The organism is Pseudomonas viridiflava (assembly GCF_001642795.1).
GTDB lineage: Bacteria > Pseudomonadota > Gammaproteobacteria > Pseudomonadales > Pseudomonadaceae > Aquipseudomonas > Aquipseudomonas viridiflava.
Map to the genome: position 1 here is coordinate 1 of NZ_LKEH01000001.1, position 1,066 is coordinate 1,066.

2 protein-coding genes are annotated in these 1,066 nt (G+C 65.0%); both read right to left on the minus strand.

Annotation, left to right across the window (positions count from 1 at the left end; all coding sequences use genetic code 11):
- The coding region (locus AO065_RS00005) for an SDR family NAD(P)-dependent oxidoreductase (protein WP_063921051.1) at positions 1 to 645 on the minus strand (645 nt) is incomplete at its 3' end.
- A gap of 91 nt (positions 646 to 736) precedes the next feature.
- A partial coding sequence (locus tag AO065_RS00010) for an acyl-CoA dehydrogenase family protein (protein WP_274378540.1) occupies positions 737 to 1,066 on the minus strand: 330 nt, incomplete at its 5' end.

Here is a 1,066-nt window from a genome sequence, read left to right on the forward strand (position 1 = left end):
GTTCGGGTGCGGCACCTGCTGTCCCAGCGAAATCTGAGCCGCCTCGGGCAGCGTGCCCAGCAGCGGGGTCTTGAACAGGCCGGGCGCGATGGTGTTCACCCGGATCAGCAGCGACGCCAGGTCGCGGGCGATCGGCAGGGTGGCGCCGACGATCCCGCCCTTCGATGCCGAGTACGCGGCCTGTCCGATCTGCCCGTCGAAGGCCGCGACCGAGGCGGTGTTGACGATCACGCCGCGCTCGCCGTCGACGGGCTCGTTCTGCGACATCGCGTGCGCGGCGAGGCGGATGACGTTGAAGGTTCCGGTCAGGTTGACCTTGACGATCTTCTCGAATTCGGCCAGCGGGAACGGTCCGTTCTTACCGACGGTCTTGACGGCGTTGCCGATGCCGGCGCAGTTCACGGTGATTCGCAGTGAGGACTCCGCGTTGGCGCGCTCGACCGCCTCGGTGACCGCGGCCTCGTCGGTGACATCCGCCGGAGCGAATTCCACGGTGTCGCCGAGAGCAGCCAGCGCATCCGTGTTCGCGGTGGGCAGGTCGACGGCGATTACCCGGGCGCCCGACTTGGCGAGGGCGGTGACGGTGGCCAGTCCGAGGCCCGAGGCTCCGCCGGTGACGAGTGCGTTGGTTCCGGTGATATGCATGAATACTCCTGACGAAATAGGTTGAGAACATCGGGTTTTTGACAAAGTGAGGTGTGACTGACGCAGTGGTGTCACTGCGCGAAGGTCAACCTCATAAGGCGCGGCCGATGAGTTCCTTCATGATCTCGTTGGTGCCGCCGTAGATCTTCTGCACGCGGGAAGCGGCGTACATCTGCGCGATCGGGTACTCCATCATGTAGCCGTAGCCACCGAAGACCTGCAGGCAGCGGTCGACGATCTCGCACTGCTTGTCGCTGCCCCACAGCTTGGCCATCGACGCGGTCGCCGCGTCGAGGGTGCCGTCGAGGTGACGCTGGATGCAGTGGTCCATCAGGGTCTTGCCGGCCAGCACGTCGGTCTTGCACTCGGCGAGTACGAACTTCGTGTTCTGGAAGTTCAGGATCGGCTTGCCGAAGGCGTG